We start from the raw sequence: 16,301 nt of genomic DNA on the forward strand, positions 1-16,301 counted from the left end.
TGCCAGTATCCAGTAGCTGGATACCAGAAGTATCCAGTCGAGGAACGCGGCCGAAGCAGCCCACCGCAGCCGCACCGGAAGATCCCGGAGAACCGATGCCCCACCCCATGCCCCGCTCCGTGCTCCGCCGACCCCAGCTGTGGATCGGAACGGGACTCATCGCCGCAGTGGTGTCGATGCTGTTCGCCCTGCTCTACGTCGGCGGCAACGTCAACCCCCGAGGCAATCTGCGCGACCTGCCGGTGGCGCTGGTCAACGCCGACGCCGGCGCCGACGCGGGCGGCCGCCACGTCGCCCTGGGCGAGCAGGTCGTCGCGGGCATACGCAAGGCCGCCGAGAAGGACAAGAGCATCGACTGGCAGCTGGTCAGCCGCGAGGAGGCCGACAAGCGCCTCGGCCGCGGCAAGGTCTTCGGCGCCCTCGTCATCCCGCAGGACTTCAGCGCCACCGTGACCGCCCTCGGCGCCCCGCAGTCCGCGCCGGGCAAGCAGCCCGCCCCGCCGACCCTGAGCGTGCTGACCAACCAGTCCGCGGGCAGCATCGGCTCCTCGATGTCCTCGCAGGCCGCCCAGAAGGCCGCGCACGCCGCCTCCGCCCAGATCGGCCAGGAACTGCTCAAGCAGGCCGCGGCCCAGAAGGCCCAGCTGCCGCCCGCCGCCCAGCTCAAGCTCGCCGACCCGGTCACCGTCACCGTCGCCGACGGCCACCCGCTGGGCGCCCGCAGCGCCATGGGCCTGAGCGCCTTCTACTACGCCCTCGTCCTGGTGGTCTGCGGCATGCTCGGCGCCAACCTGGTCAACTCCCAGGTCGACACCGCCCTCGGCTACCTGCACACCGACTTCGGCCCCTTCCGCAAGCGCGAGCCCGTCCAGCACACCAGCCGTGTCCGCACCCTGGCCATCGGCATGGCTCTCATGCTCGGCCTCTCCCTGGTGATGGGCTCCCTGGTCGAGGTCGCCACCGTCGGCATCCTCGACATGGACGCCTCCCACCTGGGTCACCTGTGGCTGTACTCGGTGTCCACCATCGCCGTCGTGGGCATCGGCAGCCTCGCCCTGTTCGCCGCCTTCGGCACCCCCGGCATGCTGCTGGCCACGGTCGTGTTCGTCGCGATGGCCGTGCCCTCCTCCGGCGCGACCGTCCCCCTCCAGGCCCTGCCCGGGTTCTTCCGGGGCCTCTCCGAGTTCGAGCCGCTGCGCCAGATCACCGAGGGCATGCGCGCCCTGCTCTACTACGGAGCCCAGGCCGACGCCGGCCTGACCCGTGCCTGGGCCTCCATGGGGATCGCCCTCGCCGCCGCGCTGGCCTTCGGCTTCGCGGTCACCGCCTTCTACGACCGCCGGGGCCTGCACCGCATCCCGCGGCCCGAGGCGCAGACCCCCGCCGAAGCGGAGCCGGCCGCGGCCTGAGCACCCCGCGGCACCCGGTCCGGAGCGCCGGCCCCCCGTCGAAGAGACGGCGGGCCGGCGCTCCGGCGTTCCGGGTGAAGGGGGCCCTTCAGGGCAACGGGCGGCCCCGTACGAGCCGGGATCCTTGGAATGGAGGGTTCCGCGGGGTACCCCTGGCAGGGCGTACGCGCGCGGCCCCGGTCCGCGGCCCGGGCCGGGGGCCGGCAGGGTCCGCGCCCCCACCGACGGCAGGAGCGCCCCATGACCACAGGCTGGAACCCCCGTCCGCCGCAGCCCGGACACCCGGCGGCCGAACATCTCCCGGAGCTCGACGTCCCGCCCCCGGGTCCCCAGCGGCGCTGGACGGTTCTGCTCCGCTTCCTCCTGCTCCTGCCGCAGTTCATCGCCACGGCCGTCCTCGGCATCGCCGCCTTCTTCGTGACCGTCGTCGGCTGGTTCGCCGCGCTGTTCACCGGCCGCCTCCCGGCCGGCATCGCGGACTTCCTCGGCGGGTACCTCGCGTACGAGACCCGGGTGGTCGGGAGCGCGATGCTGCTGGTGGACCGGTACCCGCCCTTCTCCTTCGACGGGCAGGGGCACCCCGTGCGGATCGAGCTGCGGCCCGGCGAACTGAACCGGCTGGCGGTGCTGTTCCGCTTCGTCCTGATGATTCCGGCGGCGATCGTCACCAGCATCCTGCAGTACGGCCTGGCCGCCGCCTGCTGGGTGTTCTGGCTGATCACGCTGGTGCTGGGGCGCATGCCCGGGCCCGTGTTCGGTGCCGTCGCGGCGGTGCTGCGGTTCCGCATGCGCTACCAGGCGTACGTGATGATGCTGACCTCCGCCTACCCGAAGCGCCTCTTCGGCGACGGTCCGCCCGTCGGGCAGGCCCTCGCCCCCGCTGCCGTGGCGGCGCCCTCCGGCACCCGCCCGCTGCTCCTCGGGACGCCGGCCAAGGCCCTGGTCGTCCTGCTCCTCGTGCTCGGCGTCCTCGGTGCGGGCACGTCCCAGACCGTCCGGATCCGGCAGGAACGCTGGGGCGCCGTCGACGGGACCGGAGCGGCAGTCGGAGCCGGAACCGCACCGATCCGGACAAGGTGAGTGTCCTCCAGGTGTACGCGGGGTGCGCAGCAGCAGGTCAGCGGCGCGGTCCGGGCGGCCTCCGCGGTGATCACCCCCTGTTTCCGCCCGGACACGGAGCGAGCGCACCCCCGCTGAGCTGCCCGAACACCCTTGCGCTATCCGATATTCGAACACGGTGTCCGTAAAAAGGTCATCGACATGCGCTCCACCTTCACATCCGACAGACTCGGCCGCACCGAAGCGCGACAACGCAACCAAATGCCGCGCTAAACCTTCGTATCGAAAGTGAGTCTTGTCGTGCGCTACCGCTTCGCTGCTGTTTCCGCCGCCGCCCTCCTGTGCCTGGCAGGCGCCACCGGCATGGCGGAGGCAAAGCCCACCAGCCTGTACGCCCCGTCGGCCATGGTCTTCGCCGTCTCCCAGGGCGACGACACCGCCGGTGCCACGGTCCTGCGCGCCGCGACCCTCAGCTGCATGCCCACCGCCCAGGGCACGCACCCCGACCCGAAGGCCGCCTGTACGGCCCTGAACTCCACCGGCGGCTCCTTCGACCGCCTCCTCGCGGCTCCCGACACCAACCGCGCCTGTCCGATGCTCTACGCCCCGGTCACCGTGACCGCCGACGGCGTCTGGCAGGGCAGCCGGGTCTCCTGGAAGCACACCTTCTCCAACACCTGCGCCATGTCCGCGACCCTCAACGGCAACGCCGTCTTCGCGTTCTGACGCCTGCGGGATCCGGCGGCCGGCCCGGCGGCCGACCGCCGGGCCGGCTCAGCGGGCGTGGGCCAGTTCCAGGAAGCGGTGGAGGTCGTACGCGGCTTCGAGCGCGCACAGGCTGGTGGCCGCCAGCAGCGCCGCGGCGGCGGCGAGGAGAAGGGGCCGGTTCCTCGGCGGGGGTGCGAGGAGGGCGGCGACCCGGCGGGGAACCAGGCCGGGCCGGGGGCGGCGGCCGAGGATGCCGAGGGCGGCGCCGGGGAGGCGGCGCGGGCTCCGGCTGTGTTTGGCGGCGACGGCGGCCCGTGCGACGGTCTCGGCGACGGCGCGGCGGTCGCCGGTGTGCCGTGCGGCGTGTTCGTCCGCCCAGCGCTCGACGGTGTAGCCGACCGCTGAGGCCAGGGGGCGCAGGAGGGGGTTGGCGGCGGCGGCCAGCTGGGTCAGGGAGACGAACGCGTAGTGGTGGTGGCGCAGGTGCGCGCGCTCGTGGCTGAGGAGGATCTCGTGCCCGGCCGGGTCCAGGGCGTCGAGCATGCCGTGGGTGACGACGATCCGCCCCGGCAGGCCGGGCACCGTGTAGGCCTCCGCGCCGGGGCCGTCGGTGACGACGACGGGGCCGGATCCGGGCAGGCACGCGGCTTCCAGTGCGGCGGACCACAGGGCCCCTGCGCGCCGCGCGGCCAGCCGTACGGCGGCCAGGACCGCGAAGGTGAGCAGGACGGCGCCCGCGAGCGCGGCGGGCCACGCGGCCGGGTCCTGGCGGGCGACCACCGCGGGGGCGTAGCCCTTGAGAGCGTCGACGAGCGGGATCCGCACCAGGCCGGCCAGCGCGAGCAGGCCCAGGACCAGGGTGCTGGAGGCGGCCAGCAGCAGCCCGGCCGCGGTCAGCAGCCAGGTCGCCAGACGGGGCTCCAGCCGACGGGCCAGCGGGTCGGCACCGAGCCCCGCCAGGGCGGGGAAGAGGAGGGGGAGGTACACGGCCAGGTGCATCGTCGGCGGGGCTCCCTATCCCTCGGTGCCCAGCAGGCGGCGCAGCAGGTCCTCGTCCGCGTCGGACAGTTCGTCGACGAACCGGGTGAGGACCGAGGCGCGGTCGCTTCCGCCCTCCATGACCTGGCGCATCTGCCGGGCGGTGAGCCCGGGCTCGTCGGTGACCGGCGCGTAGGCGAAGCTCCGCCCGCGCGGGGTACGGTCCAGGACGCCGCGCGTGTGGAGGCGGGCCAGGGTGGTGGCGACCGTGGTGTGGGCGGGGGAGGCGGTGAGGCGTTCGGCCACCTCGCCCGGGGTGAGCGCGCGGCCCGCGCCGTGCAGGAGGGCGATGACCTCGTTCTCCAGGGCCCCGTTCGCCCGCCGTCCGCCGCTGCCCCGGCCCGGCGGCTCCTTGTTCGTTCCCACCGTCTGCCTCCTTCCTCGGGTCGTCCGGGAGCCAGAGTAACTTCTATTCACGAATAGAAGTTACTCTGTGCGTCGCGTGCGTCCGAACGGGACGCCCGATGCCCGTTCAACCAACCGAAGGTGAAGGCACGTGAGCGCGATCAGTGTGGGACAGGCCGTGGTCCTGGGCGTCGTCGAGGGGGTGACGGAGTTCCTGCCGGTCTCCTCCACCGGCCACCTCAAGATCACCGAAGGGCTGATGGGCATCCCCGTCGACGACAAGTCCGTCGTCGCCTTCACCGCCGTGATCCAGGTCGGCGCCATCGCGGCGGTCCTGACGTACTTCTACAAGGACATCGCCCGCATCGTCACCGCCTGGGGGCGGGGTCTGGCCGACCGCGAGGAGCGCTACCACCACGACTACAAGTTCGCCTGGTGGGTCATCTTCGCCACCGTCCCGATCGTCGTCGTCGGCCTCGCGGCCAAGCCCCTGATCGAGGGGCCGCTCGCCTCCCTGTGGGTGGTCGCCGGGTCGCTCATCGTCGGCAGCGGCCTGATGTGGGCGGCCGATCAGATGGGCCGCCACAAGCGCGGCGAGGACGACACCTCGCTCAAGGACGCCATGCTCGTCGGCTCCTCGCAGATCCTCGCCCTCCTCTTCCCCGGCTTCTCCCGCTCCGGCGCCACCATGTCCACCGGACTCATCCTGGACCTGGAGCGCGTCGCGGCCACCCGCCTCTCCTTCTTCCTCGGCATTCCGGCACTGACCGGCGCGGGCCTGTACGAGCTGAAGGACGCGCTCGGGGCCGGCGTGGACACCCTTCCGCTGGTCGTCGGCACCGTCGTGTCCTTCGGTGTCGCCTACGCCTCCATCGCGTGGCTGCTGAAGTTCGTCGCCAAGCACTCCTTCAACGCCTTCGTCGTCTACCGGGTCGTCGTCGGCGTGCTCCTCTTCGGACTCCTGGGCACCGGCGTCCTGCACGCCTGACCCGTCCCCGCCCCCGACCGCCCCCGGCCGCCTCCGCGACCGGGGGCGGCCCGTGTCGGAGCGCCTAGTTCCGCAAGGCCGGTGCTTCCGGGATGATGTGGCCTCGTCATCCCCGGCGGGAAGGAACGGAACATGGCCACCGTGTGGTCAGGTCAGGGTGTATTCCGTCGCAAGCCGATCGAGCACATCGAGGAGCCCGAAGGCGGCCCCAGCGAACGTCTCGTCCGCACCCTCGGCCTGTGGCAGCTCACGGCCATCGGAGTCGGCGGCATCATCGGCGCGGGCATCTTCACACTCGCCGGAACGGTCGCCAACGGCGTCGCGGGACCGGCGGTCCTCCTCTCCTTCCTCATCGCAGGCGTGGCCAGCGCCGCGGCGGCGTTCTCCTACGCGGAGTTCGCCGGCCTGATCCCCAAGGCCGGTTCCGCCTACACCTACGGCTACGCCGTCCTCGGCGAGGTGGCCGGCTGGTTCATCGGCTGGGACCTGCTGCTGGAGTACACGGCCATCGTGGCGGTCGTCGCCATCGGCATCTCCGGGTACTTCAACTTCCTCCTGGAGGAGACGGGCGCCTCCCTGCCCACCTGGATGCTCGGAGCCCCGGGCACCGGCGAAGGGCACCGCTTCGACCTCATCGCGGCGGTCCTGTGCCTGTTCACCGCCTACCTGCTCACCCTGGGCATCAAGAACGCCGCCCGCTTCGAGACGATCGTGGTCGGGCTCAAGGTGCTGGTGGTGCTGCTCGTCATCATCGTCGGCTTCTTCCACATCAACACCGACAACTACACGCCGTTCTTCCCCTTCGGCGTGAGCGGCGCCTTCACCGGCGCGGCCACCGTCTTCTTCGCCGTCTTCGGCTACGACGCCATGAGCACCGCCGCGGAGGAGTCCAAGGACGCGCAGCGGCACATGCCGCGGGCGATCATCTACTCCCTCGCCATCGCCATGGTGCTGTACGTCCTCGCCTGCCTGGTCCTGACGGGCATGCAGAAGTACACCGACATCGACCCCGAGAGCGGCTTCTCCAGTGCCTTCAAGGCGGTCGGGCTGCCCGTCGTCGCCGACGTCATCGCCGTCGGCGCGATCATCGGCATCCTCACCGTGATGTTCACCTTCATGCTCGGCGTGACCCGCGTGTGGTTCTCCATGAGCCGTGACGGACTGCTGCCCCGCTGGTTCGCCAAGACGCACCCCACCCGGCACGTCCCCACCCGGGTCACCTGGATCGTGGGTGTGGCCTCGGCGGTCATCGCGGGCTTCGTGCCGATCGGCGAGGCGGCGGAACTCACCAACATCGGCATCCTGCTCGCCTTCGCGGTCGTGTGCACCTCGGTCATCGTGCTCCGCTACCGGCGCCCCGACCTGCCCCGTTCCTTCCGCACCCCGCTGATGCCGGTCCTGCCCGCGATCGGCGTCATCGCCTCGATCTGGCTCATCACCTACCTGCGCGTGGAGACCTGGATCCGTTTCGTGGTCTGGTTCCTCATCGGCCTGGCCATCTACTTCGGCTACTCCTACCGCCACTCCCTGCTGGCCCGGCACACCCCCCAGGGCACGCCCGGGAGCGGCGGCCTCCCCGAGTAGGGGCCGGCCCCGGCCCCGGGCGGGCGGCGGGTCAGAGGTCGATGGAGCGGAACTCGTCCAGTACGGCGAACCCGGTGCTGTCGTACAGGCCCATCGCGACCTCGTTGCCGCCGAAGACGTTGAACATCAGCGCCTCGTCGCCGCCCTGCCGGGTGGCCCACTCGCCGACGGCCATGGCGGCCCGCCCGTGTCCCCTGCCGCGGTGCTCCTCGTGCACCTCCAGGGAGAACCCGAACGTGACGCCCGGCAGGTAGCCGTGGTTGACCCAGCCGGTACCGATCACCACGCCGCCGGTCTCCATGGCGTAGAAGGCGTGCCCCGGCGTCCGGTACCCCTGGGGGAGCTGCTCGGCGAAGTCCCGGTCGGACTTCTGCCGGGCCTGCTGCGGCGTCAGCGCCCCGGCCCGGACGATGTCCGCGATGTACGAGGCCTCCTCGCGGGCCAGCCAGTCCGCGTATTCCTCCTCGCGGAGCCGGCGCACCGTCAGCCCCGGCGGCAGGACGGGCCGCTCGGCCACGGCACGCATCCGGTTCTGGCCCCGCACGGGGTAGTCGGCGAAGGCCCCCGTCCCCGGCTGCGCCCCCGCGCCGCCGGTGAGCCGCACGCGCACGCTGCGCGCACCCTGCTCCGCGCACCACCGCTCGGCCCACGCCCGGCCCCCGGGTACCGTCAGGTCGTGGATCCGGCCCGTGACCACCCCGTTGTCCTCGGCCGCCTCGACGGCGATCCACCCCGTGCCGTCCGTGGCGAGCGTCCAGCCGTCGATCCCTGTCACGGCCCGCTCCCGCAGGGCCAGGGCCAGGGGCTCCGAGCACCCCGCCTCCCGGTAGGCGGCCAGCAGCCGCTCCTCGAACCCGCCCCGCCACGCGCCCTGTTCGGCGACGATCTGTATCCCGGTCATCCGGCCAGCCTAGCCAGCGCCACCGACAGCGGCCCGCGCCCCGCCCGTTCACCCGTACTCACCGGTGGCGCGCGGGGCCCGGCGGACGTGGGCGACGGCCCCGTCCGGAGCGCCTGCCCTCCGGACGGGACCGTCGTGAGCGGCCTCGGGCCGCGGGTGGATCAGGTGTTGATGCAGGTGTTGCCGGCGGCCGGGTTCAGCAGGCCGATGATGTTGATGGTGTTGCCGCAGACGTTGATCGGGATGTGGATCGGCACCTGGACGACGTTCCCGGACAGCACGCCCGGGGAGCCGATGGCCGCACCGTTCGCGTTGGCGTCGGCGACGGCGGAACCCGTGGCGCCGAGGATGCCGACGGCGGCCAGCACGGTGGCGGCGAACGCAGTTCGAATACGCATGTCACTCCAAAGTCGATGACGGACGTCGAAGCAGGATCACACCGCTTGCGCGGGCCACTTCCCGGGCATTCACCCCACCAACGGCGTGTCACGCCCGGGCGGCCCGATGTCGCGCCCCAAGACGGCAGTTTTCGTACAGTTCTGCACGGAAACGTCCGTTCGAAACGTTGAATCAATTCTTGCGTGCATTCGGTTGCGGTCGTCGGGACAAGGGCCCGTACCGGAGGGGGCGTGACGGTGTCGAGACCGGTTCGCGTTTCCTTTTTCGGTGCTGCCCTGTTGCGCTCTGGATTTCCACTTCCGGGCGGCCCGCCCGGGCATTCTAATTGGCCCGGCTATAGCGGGCGGTACCCGTCCAGATGCGTTCGAGCCGGACGCGGGTGCCGGGTCGGGGAGCGTGCCAGATCTGGTCGTGGCCCGCGTAGATGCCGACGTGGCGCATGGTTCCCCCGGTGGGGAAGAAGACCAGATCTCCTGGCGCGCGCTCGGTGCGCGAGATGTGGTCGGTGCTCTCGTACTGGGCTTCCGCGGTGCGGGGAAGGGTCCGGCCGGCCTTGCGGAAGGCGTAGAGCGTGAGGCCCGAGCAGTCGAATTCATCGGGACCGGTGGCGCCGTACACGTAGGGGGCGCCCTTCTTGGAGGCTGCGACGGCGACAGCCTTTATGCCGTAGAGGGAGGCGGCCTGGGCGGGGGGCGCGGGTGTGAAAAGTACGGCGGTTACGGAGACTGCGAGCAACAGGACCGGAGAGCGATGGCTCTCCCGGCGTTTTTTTGTTTTGGCCAATCGTGATACCTCCGCATTCAAATACAGGAACAACCGTGATGGTGACTGTTCTCGGTGACTGCGTTACGGCTCCCGACGACGGCCCATTTTGCACGAGATGTTCTGGCGCGGAGTGTCGGACACGGCGTGAAATATCTCGGTTGGGCAAAGCGAACCGAGATGATATGCCTTCACTTTGTCGGACCATTCCGCCGTCCGGCCCGCCGTGCGGGGCGCGAAACCGGCCGGAACGCGAGAAGCGGCCACTTGGGCCGCTCGATGTCCCGCCACCGTCCCCCGTCCCCCGTCCCGTTGCCCCGCCCGCGCCCCCGCCCCCCGGTTCTCCCTACCCCGCCCTCACGGCCGGGGGCGGGAGGCCGGCCGTCCCTTCCGGTGGGCCGACAGCGACTCCCGGAACACCCGCGCGGAACGGGGGTTCTCGCCGCACTGCCACACGCCGTGCGGGCAGTAGTCGGTGATGCTGTGGTAGAGCGGCCTGTGCTCGGAGATCCACCTCAGCATCCGCCGCATGTACTCCGGGTTGTCGCCGTTGCGGAAGAGTCCCCACTCCGGATACGAGATCCGCTTGTGGTGCGCCTTGGCGAACTCGACGTGCTGGCGCAGCCCGTAGGGCTGGTCGACCATCTCGTCGAAGGAGTCGCCGGGAGGCTGGTCGTAGGAGTCCATCCCCACGATGTCGACCACGTCGTCCCCGGGATAGCACGCGGTCCAGCCGATCGCGTCCGGCCCGCGGTTGGGCGCGAAGTCGAAGCGGAACCGCTGTCCGTCGGCGGAGCGCATGGCGGCCACGATGCGCCGCCAGTACCGCTTCCAGTTCTCGGGGTCGGGGCGGCACCTGTGGGTGTAGTTGAAGCCGTTCATCTCCCAGCCCAGCACGATCACGGTGTCCGGCACCCCGAGTGCGACCAGGCGCCGGCCCAGCTGCCGGAAGTGGTGGTCGTACGCGCCCTCCGCGCCCGAGCGGATCAGCTCGGCGACCCGCTCGTCGGGGACGTCGGCCTCGTTGCCCTCGAACATGGGCACGTTGAGGACGAACAGCCTGTCGCGCCTCTCCTTGCGCCACCGCGCCCAGCTCCGCAGGGAATCGGGCGCCCCCTCGATGTTCGCCCACGTGTCGCCCGGCAGGTAGGTGTGTCCGGCGCGCAGCTCGGCCCCTCCGAGCCAGCGCGAGAGCCCCCGCATCCGGTCGACGCCGGGCGAGCCGTAGTGGAGGTAGGCGCCCACCGCCACCCCCGAACCGCTGCCGCCCCCGGCGGCCGGGAACGGCACCGCGGCGACCCCGCCCCCGGCCTCCGGGCGCGGCGCCGGGGCCACGCCGCCGCCGGCGGCCAGCACTCCGACCGCGACCACACCGACGCAGGCGCCGGCCATCCACCGCCCTGTACGGGACATGGTCGTCTCCATGAGCCTCGGGAACCGATGTGCTTGCCAGTGACGCTAGACACCCGCCCCGCAGACGGCCTGCCCGGTGCCCCGATCCTGAGCCATTCGCGGGAGCGGACCCGCCCCCGCTTGGCCCGACCGGGCGAAGCCGGTGCCGATGCCGCCGCAACCGCCGCCGTCCTGCGCCCCTTCGGGTGACCCGCGTCCGCGACCGGAACCGGACGGGGCGTCGCCCCCTCCCCTTCGGCATGAGTGCGAATGTGATCACGATCGAGATCCGGGGCCTGGAGCCGGCGGCCCTCAAGGCGGCCGAGCGGATCTCCGCCCTGTTCCCCACGAGCGGTGGCGGCCTGCCCCGGCGTGCGGGGGGCGAGGACGAGGTACTCGTCACGATCCGTGCCGACCTGGGCCCCACCCCTCCCGACGGCGGCTATACGGACACCTGCGCGTGATCGGGGCCCCTTTCGCGGGCGCAGGGCCGCCGCCCGTCCCCGCCGTGCGGGGCGGACGCGGCCGGGCCGCCCGCGCGGGCGGGAGCGCGTGACCGCGTTCGTGCGCCCGGCGCGTACCACCGGTGGGCCCGGGCCGAGTGCCGCCGGCCCCGCCAGTACGGGCCCGGCTCGTCCAGGGTGATTGTCACTCTATTCCCGCTAAGGGATGGCTGGCATAGTTTCGTCGATCTTCGCGTGCTTATGCTTCACCCGCTATGACGGAAAGCCATCCATCCCACGCGTTACGCGCGTCAACCGACGTGGTCGTCCTCGGTGCCGGTCCGGCCGGGCTCGTCCTCGGAAACCTCCTGCTCGGCGCCGGGATCGACTGCGTCGTCCTGGAACGCGCCTCCCGTTCCCGTCTCCGTGACCGCGCCCGTGCCGGGTTCCTCACCCCCGGCACCGCACGGATCCTGGAACGCCACGGCCTCGCCGACGGCCTGCACCGGCACGGCCGCCGGCACGGCACCTGCGAGTTCCGTACGCCGGAGGGCCGGTTCCGGCTCGACTACGGCACCCTCGGCGGCGGACCGCACCACGTCTACCCGCAGCAGAACCTGGTCACCGACCTCCTGCGCCACTATCTCGACCGCGGCGGACGGATCCACTTCGACACCGAGGCGCACACCGTGCACGACGCCGACGGCACCCGGCCGTCCGTCACGGCGTCCGGGCCCGACGGCCGGCCCGCCCGGTGGACGGCCCGCTACGTCGCCGGCTGCGACGGGCGGTACGGGGCGGCCCGCCGCTGCCTGCCCCCGGGAACCGTCCGCCACCACCACGACCACGGCGTGACCTGGCTCGGCCTCCTCGCCCAGGCCCCGCCGAGCCTGGACGCCGTCGGCTACGCCCTCCACGAACGCGGCTTCGCCGGGCACATGGCCCGTACCGCGGAGGTGACCCGCTACTACCTCCAGTGGCGGCGCGGCACCACCGCCGACGCCTGGTCCGACCAGCGGATCTGGGACGAGCTCGACCTCCGGATGGGCGCCGCCGAGCACGGCCCCCTGCACCGGGGCGCGCTCCTGGAACGCGGGCTCTTCGACCTCACCTGCGACGTGATCGAGCCCCTGCGGCACGGCTCGCTCTTCCTGGCGGGCGACGCGGCCGCCCTGCTCGCGCCGGCCGCCGCCAAGGGCGCCAACCTCGCCGTGCTCGAAGCCGAGATCCTGGCCGGAGCGCTCGCCGACGCCCTCACCCGCGGTGACACCACCGGCCTCGACGGATACTCGGACCGGTGCCTGGCGCACATCTGGAGGGCGCAGGAGTTCACCGGGTGGATGTGCCGGCTCCTGCACTGCGCGCCCGAACCCGACGGGGCGGGAGGATCGTCCTTCCAGGCCGGCCTGCGCCGCTCCCGGATCGCCTCGCTGCGGACCTCGCGCGTCCTCCAGGACTGGTTCGCCGAGAACTACGCCGGCGTCTGACCCCTCCCACCGCGCCCCCGCTCCGCCGCACCCCGCCCCGCCCTGCTTGCACCGATCCCCACCGGCTCCTGAGGACACCCCCACGATGACGACGACGCTCCTCGACGAAACGATGCTGCGGGACGACACCGCCCGCCTGCGCGCGGCGGCCGAGTTCGTCCGCGAGCACGACAGCGCCTCCCTGCTCCCCCTGCTCCTGCCCGGCATCGACGGGCCGGACCTGCGGGCGCTGGCCGGCCACTGCCGCTTCGCCCATGCCGGAACGCTCCTCTTCCCGCCGGACGAGGAGAGCCTGCGGGCCCAACTCGCCGACTGCGGGCTGGCCGTGGACACCCCGCCCCAGCCCAGCGTCGTCGTCCGCGAACGCCTCGCCCGGCGCCACCGGCGAGAGCCGGCCGAACTCGACGTGCGGATCCTGCGCCCACAGGTGAGCGGCGCAGCCGGCGGGGAACGCCGCGCCGTGGAGATCTTCGCCCTGACCGTGCCCCCGCATTCGGACCTGGAGCGGATCGCCGCCCACGAACGCACCCGCGGCCACGAGGCGCACCTCGCCTTCGAGGTGGACCACCCGGACCCGCTGGTCCTGCGCGGCCTGTGCGCGATCCTCGCCCGCCACGGGGCACACCCCGACGGCGGCGGCTACAACCCGCACGAGGACGGCACCGTCTTCTACTTCACCACCCCCGCGGACGAGGCCTGCGGCTACCGGCGGCTGGAGCTCTACGCGCACGGCGACCACCGCGACGCCCTCGCCGCCCACCTCGACGACCCCGGCCGGTACTCCCGCCCCTCCGCCCGCCCGCCCGCCGAAACGCTCCTCCACCTGCTCACCGGCGCCTGGAGCACCCAGGCCCTCGCCTCCTTCGCCCGGCTGCGCCTGCCCGAAGCCATGGACACGCGCACCGCGCACCGCGCCGAGGACCTCGCCCGCCGGACCGGCACCCACCCCCGCGGCCTGGCCACCCTCCTGCGCTGCCTCGCGATGCTCGGCGCCGTGAGCCGGGAGGAGCCCCCGCGGGAAGGGTTCCGCCTCACCGCACTCGGCGCCCTGCTGCGCGAGGACGCGCCCGCTTCCATGCGCCCGCTGGCCCTGATGTACGGCGGCCCGTTCTACCGTTCCTTCGGCGCGCTCGACCACGCCGTACGGACCGGGCGCCCGGCCTTCGACCACCTCTTCGGCGAGAACCACTTCGACCACTTCGCCCGCGACCCCGAGCTCGCCGACCTCTTCGACCGCTCCATGGCCGCCAGTTCCCGCATGTTCGAGCCGCTCCCGGCCCACCCCGCGCTCACCGCCGCGGCCCGGGCGTCCGCGCCCGCCACGGTCGTCGACGTCGCCGGAGGAAACGGGGAACTGCTCCGGCAGGTCCTCACCGCCCACCCGGCTCTGCGCGGCGTCCTCCTCGAACGCCCGCACGCCGTCGCCACCGCCCGCCGCCTGCTCGACGCCGCCGGCTGCGGCACGCGCTGCGACTACCGCGCCGGCGACTTCGCCGACGTACCGTCCGGAGGCGACGTCTACGTCCTGGCCCGCGTCCTGCACGACTGGGACGACGACCGCTGCCGCGAAATCCTGCGCCACTGCGCCCGCGCGATGCCCGACCACGCCGACCTGCTGATCGTCGAACGCCTCCTGCCCGCGGACGGTTCCCCCTCGCTGGCGACCGCCTGGGACCTGCACATGCTGTGCAACGTCGGAGGGCGCGAACGCCGCGCCGACCACTACGCCCGCCTGCTCGCCGACGCGGGCCTCCACCTCCACGGCCACACGCCCCTGCCGCTGGACGCGCACGTCCTGCACGCCCGCAAGACGCCCGTCCCGTGCCCGCCCCGGACCTGACCCCGGTCGACAGTTCTCCTTAACACCGCTTCACCAACAGGTCACTTCTGCTGATGACGCCTGGCCCGCCAGAGTGAGGGCATGCAAAGGATCTGCGTCATCGGCGGAAGCCGGTACTTCGGAAAGCTCCTGGTCCGGCGTCTGCGGGAGGCCGGCCACCAGGTCACGGTGATCAACCGCGGCTCCGGCCGGCCGCCCGCCGGCGTCGAGCACCTCGTCGCCGATCGTGACGACGAGGCCGCCCTCCTCGCCGCCCTCGGCCCCCGCACCTTCGACGTGGTCGTCGACCAGGTCTGCTACACCCCCGTGCAGGCGGCCATCGCCGCCCGCGTCTTCGCCGGCCGTACCCGCCGGTACGTCATGACCTCCACCATCGAGGTCTACGACCCGGCCACCGCCGCCCTGCCGTCCCTCACGGCCGGCACCCCGGTGCCGGAGGAGACCGTGGACCCGGCCGCCTGGCCGGTGGACCCGGACCTGCCCTGGCAGGACGCGGCGTACCTGGAGGACCACTACGCCGAGGGCAAGCGCCAGGCGGAGGCCGTCCTCACCCGGGCCGGCGGTTTCACCTTCGCCTCCGTCCGCAGTGGCCACGTACTCGGCGGCGGCGCCCGCGAGTTCACCGGACGCCTCGCCCACTACACGCGGCGCGTCGCCCGCGGCGAACCGGTCACCGTCCGCCCCGACGAGCGGCCCACGGTCTTCATCCACTACGCGGAACTCGCGGCCCTGCTGCACTGGGCGGCCACCGGAACGGACTTCGCGGGCCCCCTCAACGCCTGCTCCGACGGCCCGCTCGACGGGCGCGCCCTCACCGCCGCCGTCGCCGCGCAGACCGGTGGGGAGCCGCTCTTCGCGGTGGCCGCCGCGCCCGCGCCGGCGTCGCCGTTCTCCTTCGACCGCCACTACGCGATGAGCAACGCCCGCGCGAAGGACCTGGGCTTCGCCTTCCGGCACACCGCCGACTGGCTCCCGGCCGCCGTCACCGAAGCCCTCGCCGCACCCACCCACTGAGGACCACGCACATGTCCCACCCCTCCCCGTACCGCACCCTCGCGCACACCACGGTCGGCGCCGTCGGCCTCGGCGCCATGCCGCTGTCGATCGAGCACCGCCCGGACGAGAGCCGGGCGATCGCCACCGTCCACGCCGCCCTCGACGCCGGGGTCACACTCATCGACACCGCCGACAGCTACCACTGGCACGCCGGCGAAGAGGGCCACAACGAACGGCTCATCGCCCGCGCCCTGGCCCGCTACGGAGGCGACACCTCCGGCGTCCTGATCGCCACGAAGGGCGGCAGGGGCCGCCCCGGCGACGGCAGCTGGACCGTCACCGGCAGCCCCGCCCACCTCAGGCGCGCCGCCGAAGCCTCCGCGCGGCGGCTGGGCGTCGACGCGATCGGCCTGTACCAGCTGCACAAGCCGGACCCGGCCGTCCCCTGGGCGGAGTCGGTCGGCGCCCTGCGCGAACTCCTCGATGCCGGCACGATCCGCGCCGCCGGCATCTCCAACGTCACCACCGACCAGATCCGCCAGGCGCACGCGATCCTCGGCGACGGCCTCGCCTCCGTCCAGAACCAGTACTCACCCGCCGTCCGCGACAGCGAACCGCAGCTGCGCCTGAGCACCGGACTGGGCCTGGCCTTCCTTCCCTGGAGCCCCCTCGGCGGCATCTCCCGCAGCGCCCTGGACGGCCCCTCCGGCCCGACCTCCTCGGGCACCGCCTTCCACCGGGTGGCGGCCGAACGCGGCGTCAGCCCGCAGCAGGTCACGCTGGCCTGGCTGCTCGCCCGTTCCCCGTCCGTCATCCCCCTGCCGGGAGCCAGCCGCCCGGCCTCGATCACGGACTCGGCCCGCGCCGCGCACCTCCACCTGACCGACGCCGAACTGGCCCTTCTCGACGCTGCGCCGGCCCCCCGGGCGGTATGAGAGGGGCCGGCGGAA

The 16,301-nt window shown here is 72.8% G+C and carries 16 protein-coding genes; 10 read left to right on the forward strand and 6 right to left on the reverse strand.

The window, feature by feature from the left end; all coding sequences use genetic code 11:
• Window positions 1–95: 95 nt before the first annotated feature.
• The 3 genes from WDV06_RS16740 (at window position 96) to WDV06_RS16750 (ending at window position 3,194) form a co-directional block, all read left to right on the forward strand.
• On the forward strand, window positions 96–1,409 hold the full coding sequence (locus tag WDV06_RS16740; RefSeq protein ID WP_395510541.1) for a YhgE/Pip domain-containing protein: 1,314 nt from the start codon (window positions 96–98) through the stop codon (window positions 1,407–1,409).
• 240 nt (window positions 1,410–1,649) lie between these two features.
• Window positions 1,650–2,489, forward strand: coding sequence for a DUF4389 domain-containing protein (locus tag WDV06_RS16745; RefSeq protein WP_395510542.1), 840 nt, complete (start codon window positions 1,650–1,652; stop codon window positions 2,487–2,489).
• 342 nt (window positions 2,490–2,831) lie between these two features.
• Complete coding sequence (locus tag WDV06_RS16750; protein ID WP_395510585.1) at window positions 2,832–3,194, forward strand: subtilase-type protease inhibitor; 363 nt, start codon at window positions 2,832–2,834, stop codon at window positions 3,192–3,194.
• Between the two features lie 48 nt (window positions 3,195–3,242).
• Here the strand turns inward: WDV06_RS16750 and WDV06_RS16755 are convergent, their stop codons facing one another.
• A complete protein-coding gene (locus tag WDV06_RS16755) occupies window positions 3,243–4,175 on the reverse strand; it encodes a M56 family metallopeptidase (RefSeq protein WP_395510543.1) in 933 nt (310 codons plus the stop codon).
• Window positions 4,176–4,190: 15 nt separating this feature from the next.
• Window positions 4,191–4,580 (reverse strand): BlaI/MecI/CopY family transcriptional regulator, encoded by a 390-nt coding sequence (locus tag WDV06_RS16760; RefSeq protein ID WP_395510544.1) that lies wholly within the window; start codon window positions 4,578–4,580, stop codon window positions 4,191–4,193.
• A gap of 130 nt (window positions 4,581–4,710) precedes the next feature.
• Between WDV06_RS16760 and WDV06_RS16765 the strand changes: the two genes are divergently transcribed.
• Together WDV06_RS16765 and WDV06_RS16770 are read left to right on the forward strand one after the other, a co-directional pair.
• Window positions 4,711–5,547, forward strand: a complete 837-nt coding sequence (locus WDV06_RS16765; RefSeq protein ID WP_395510545.1) for an undecaprenyl-diphosphate phosphatase — start codon at window positions 4,711–4,713, stop codon at window positions 5,545–5,547.
• A gap of 132 nt (window positions 5,548–5,679) precedes the next feature.
• A complete protein-coding gene (locus WDV06_RS16770) occupies window positions 5,680–7,131 on the forward strand; it encodes an amino acid permease (protein WP_395510546.1) in 1,452 nt (483 codons plus the stop codon).
• 31 nt (window positions 7,132–7,162) lie between these two features.
• On the opposite strand, the gene WDV06_RS16775 is transcribed toward WDV06_RS16770, so the two are convergent.
• The 4 genes from WDV06_RS16775 to WDV06_RS16790 all read right to left on the reverse strand — a co-directional run bounded on the left by WDV06_RS16775 (window position 7,163) and on the right by WDV06_RS16790 (window position 10,606).
• Window positions 7,163–8,032, reverse strand: a complete 870-nt coding sequence (locus WDV06_RS16775; RefSeq protein ID WP_395510547.1) for a GNAT family N-acetyltransferase — start codon at window positions 8,030–8,032, stop codon at window positions 7,163–7,165.
• Between the two features lie 161 nt (window positions 8,033–8,193).
• Window positions 8,194–8,430 carry a chaplin gene (locus WDV06_RS16780; protein ID WP_395510548.1) on the reverse strand — a complete coding sequence of 79 codons (237 nt, stop codon included), beginning with the start codon at window positions 8,428–8,430 and terminating at the stop codon, window positions 8,194–8,196.
• 322 nt (window positions 8,431–8,752) lie between these two features.
• Window positions 8,753–9,169 (reverse strand): C40 family peptidase, encoded by a 417-nt coding sequence (locus WDV06_RS16785; protein WP_395510586.1) that lies wholly within the window; start codon window positions 9,167–9,169, stop codon window positions 8,753–8,755.
• Between the two features lie 381 nt (window positions 9,170–9,550).
• Window positions 9,551–10,606 carry a glycoside hydrolase family 26 protein gene (locus WDV06_RS16790; protein WP_395510549.1) on the reverse strand — a complete coding sequence of 352 codons (1,056 nt, stop codon included), beginning with the start codon at window positions 10,604–10,606 and terminating at the stop codon, window positions 9,551–9,553.
• 239 nt (window positions 10,607–10,845) lie between these two features.
• Here WDV06_RS16790 and WDV06_RS16795 point away from each other — a divergent pair, with 239 nt between their 5' ends.
• The 5 genes from WDV06_RS16795 to WDV06_RS16815 all read left to right on the forward strand — a co-directional run bounded on the left by WDV06_RS16795 (window position 10,846) and on the right by WDV06_RS16815 (window position 16,286).
• Window positions 10,846–11,049 carry a hypothetical protein gene (locus tag WDV06_RS16795; RefSeq protein WP_395510550.1) on the forward strand — a complete coding sequence of 68 codons (204 nt, stop codon included), beginning with the start codon at window positions 10,846–10,848 and terminating at the stop codon, window positions 11,047–11,049.
• A gap of 254 nt (window positions 11,050–11,303) precedes the next feature.
• Window positions 11,304–12,515, forward strand: coding sequence for a 4-hydroxybenzoate 3-monooxygenase (locus WDV06_RS16800; RefSeq protein ID WP_395510551.1), 1,212 nt, complete (start codon window positions 11,304–11,306; stop codon window positions 12,513–12,515).
• Between the two features lie 85 nt (window positions 12,516–12,600).
• Entirely contained in the window at window positions 12,601–14,355 is a 1,755-nt protein-coding gene (locus tag WDV06_RS16805) for a methyltransferase (RefSeq protein WP_395510552.1), read from the forward strand.
• Window positions 14,356–14,436: 81 nt separating this feature from the next.
• Window positions 14,437–15,369, forward strand: coding sequence for an NAD-dependent epimerase/dehydratase family protein (locus tag WDV06_RS16810; protein WP_395510553.1), 933 nt, complete (start codon window positions 14,437–14,439; stop codon window positions 15,367–15,369).
• Window positions 15,370–15,380: 11 nt separating this feature from the next.
• Window positions 15,381–16,286, forward strand: a complete 906-nt coding sequence (locus tag WDV06_RS16815) for an aldo/keto reductase (protein ID WP_395510554.1) — start codon at window positions 15,381–15,383, stop codon at window positions 16,284–16,286.
• Window positions 16,287–16,301 lie beyond the last annotated feature (15 nt).

This window comes from Streptomyces racemochromogenes, from assembly GCF_044129415.1.
Lineage (GTDB): Bacteria > Actinomycetota > Actinomycetes > Streptomycetales > Streptomycetaceae > Streptomyces > Streptomyces racemochromogenes_A.